We start from the raw sequence: 3,020 nt of genomic DNA on the forward strand, positions 1-3,020 counted from the left end.
ATGAGGGAAAGAGCAAAGATAAAGAGCAAAGCTGTTAGAAATCCTACCATTTTTTCCTCCTAAATTACTACTAGTTTTCTTTCACATTATAATACATACCCCTTGAAAATTAAAGCTTTTTTTTATGAAATAGATATTCTGGTGATATGTATCCGTCAATTACAAAAATATAAAAGAGCCCTGTGGTCAAAATCCAGGGTGACATAAAAATATCACCTTGACCCTGACCTAGGGCTCATATGCATATTGGCCATTGATAATTAAATTACATTTAAATATTTATGGACTATAAAATCTCTCTGTTACTCTCCCAGATAAGCACTTCTTATAGTATCATCTTCGAGCAAAGTCTTGGCATCTCCCTCATATACTATAGATCCTGTTTCCAGTACGTAGGCCTTGTGAGCTATTTTTAGAGCTGCATGGGCATTCTGCTCCACCAGGAGAACTGTTGTCCCGTTTTTATTTATCTCCTGTATAATATCAAATATATTTTTTACAATTATAGGAGCCAGACCCATAGAGGGTTCATCTAGAAGGAGAAGTTGAGGTTTTATCATCAGGGCTCTTCCCATAGCCAGCATCTGCTGTTCTCCACCACTGAGTGTTCCGGCCCTCTGGTAAAGTCTTTCTCTCAGTCTTGGGAATTTATCCAGTATCAGCTGAATATCCTTCTTCACATCCTTGTCTTTTCTGAGATATGCTCCCAACTCCAGGTTTTCATGTACAGTCAGATTGGCAAAAACTCTTCTTCCCTCTGGTACGTGGGACATTCCCATTGCCACTATTTCATTTGCCGGTTTTTTAGATATGTCTTTTCCCTCAAACAATATCTCTCCGGAACTTATTTTTTCAAGACCTGACAAAGCTCTGAGAGTAGAACTTTTACCTGCACCGTTGGCACCTATTAGGGTTACAATTTCTCCTTTATTAACCTTTACATTTATATCTCTGAGGGCATGTATTACCCCATAGTGAAGATTTAAGTTTTTTATTTCTAACATTTTAATCCTCCTCACCCAAATATGCTTTTATTACTTCTGGGTTATTCTTTACCTCTTCTGGAGTTCCAACTGTAAGAATTTTACCATAATCCAGTACAAGTATCTTTTCACAGATTCCCATTACGAGCTTCATATCATGTTCTATCAATAAAATAGCTATTTTAAACTCCTCTTTTATCCAGGTTATAAGCTCCATGAGTTCCTGTGTTTCTTGTGGATTCATACCTGCCGCCGGCTCATCCAACAAAAGAAGCTTTGGAGAAGCTGCCAGTGCTCTTGCTATTTCTAATCTACGCTGTTCCCCGTAAGGAAGATTGTTAGCGTACTCTTCTGACTTTCCGTCCAATTTAAAAATTTCAAGGATTCTCATAGATTTTTCATGTATCTCTTTTTCCACCTTATAAAATTTAGGTGTTCTGAATATACTGTCAAAAAGACTCAACTCTATCTGATATGTGAGAGATATTTTTACGTTATCTATCACCGACAGGTCTTTAAAAAGTCTTACATTCTGAAATGTCCTCGCTGCTTTTTTTCTGGTTATCTCATAAGGCTTAAGCCCAGTAATATCTTCTCCTGAAAAATTAATATTACCTTTAGTGGGTTTATAAACTCCTGTCAGCATATTGAAAACAGTTGTCTTTCCTGCACCATTAGGCCCGATAAGACCCATCAGTTCATTTTCTCCTACTTCTATGGAAAAATCAGAAACAGCGGTTATACCTCCAAATTGCATCGTCAAATTATCAGCCTTCAATAGTGACATTAGAAACACCCCCTTTTCTTTTACATTTTCCAAATTTACATAAAATAAATTCTTTTATGGCTTTAAGGTTTATTTCCTTGTTACCCATTATTCCCTGAGGTCTGAATAGCATCAATATTACAAGAGATGCTGCATAAATTATCATTCTGTATTCAGCAAAGGCACGTAGAATTTCAGGAAGATATGTAAGAACTGTGGTTGCCATTACACTTCCAGAAAGACTTCCCATTCCACCGAAAACAACAAATGTCAATATTTCAAAAGATTTTAGGAAATCAAAAGATTTTGGATCTAAGAACATAAACTGATGAGCATAAAGTCCACCTGCTATTCCTGCAAAGAATGATGCTATCACAAAAGCCAGCATCTTATGTTTCGTTGTGTTTATACCCATGGATTCAGATGCTATCTCGTCTTCTCTTATAGAAAGCATAGCTCTTCCGTAAGGTGACCTTATTATGTTATAGATGACAATAACTGTAAACAGAGTTATAAAATAAACCCATGTGAAGTTTGTTTTTTTAGGAATTCCAGCAAGACCTCTAGGCCCTCCTAAAAAGTCCATATTTACTATAGCTACCCTGATTATCTCTCCGAAACCAAGAGTTGTAATAGCAAGATAATCTCCCTTTAGTCTGAGTATAGGCATTCCTATCAGAAATCCTATAACTGCAGAAACCAGTCCGCCTATAACAAGGGACAGAATAAACGGCAGATGATAGTTAAGACTCATAATAGCAGCAGTATATCCACCTATAGACATGAACCCTGCATGTCCCAAAGCAAGCTGTCCCGTAAATCCGATTACAAGATTCAGGCTAACTGCCAGTATAATATTTATTCCCAATACAATAAGTATCTGGCCATAATACGGATTTAAAGTTCCTGTCTGAATAAGCACGAAAAGAATGCTGTAAATGGCAATTACTCCTATTCCCAAAATAAATTTCAAATTCTTTAATTTTTTCATAATCCACCTACACCTTCTCTTTGATTTGCTTTCCTAAAAGCCCGTCTGGCTTTACGATAAGTACCACTATCAGTATACTGAAAATAATGGCATCAGAAAGCTTCGTAGAAATAAATGCCTTGGTAAATGTCTCTGCCACACCCATTACCAATCCTCCGAGCATTGCACCAGGCAGCACCCCTATACCACCAAGAACTGCCGCTACGAAAGCTTTTAGTCCCGGCATTATACCCATATATGGTTCGATCCTTGGATAAGCTATTCCTACCAGGATTCCTCC

At 37.3% G+C, this 3,020-nt stretch carries 3 protein-coding genes and 1 pseudogene; all 4 read right to left on the reverse strand.

Translation table 11 applies throughout. The features are described 5' to 3' along the window. Positions 1 to 302: 302 nt before the first annotated feature. Positions 303 to 1,004, reverse strand: a complete 702-nt coding sequence (locus ABZA26_RS11395; RefSeq protein ID WP_372714646.1) for an ABC transporter ATP-binding protein — start codon at positions 1,002 to 1,004, stop codon at positions 303 to 305. Between the two features lies 1 nt (position 1,005). After that, entirely contained in the window at positions 1,006 to 1,770 is a 765-nt protein-coding gene (locus ABZA26_RS11400) for an ABC transporter ATP-binding protein (RefSeq protein WP_372714647.1), read from the reverse strand. Then, complete coding sequence (locus ABZA26_RS11405) at positions 1,751 to 2,740, reverse strand: branched-chain amino acid ABC transporter permease (RefSeq protein ID WP_372714648.1); 990 nt, start codon at positions 2,738 to 2,740, stop codon at positions 1,751 to 1,753. Before ABZA26_RS11405 ends, ABZA26_RS11400 begins: the two co-directional genes overlap by 20 nt. 7 nt (positions 2,741 to 2,747) lie before the next feature. Next, a pseudogene (locus tag ABZA26_RS11410) lies at positions 2,748 to 3,020 on the reverse strand (branched-chain amino acid ABC transporter permease); the annotation flags it as partial.

This window comes from Ilyobacter sp. (assembly GCF_041583315.1).
GTDB lineage: Bacteria > Fusobacteriota > Fusobacteriia > Fusobacteriales > Fusobacteriaceae > Ilyobacter.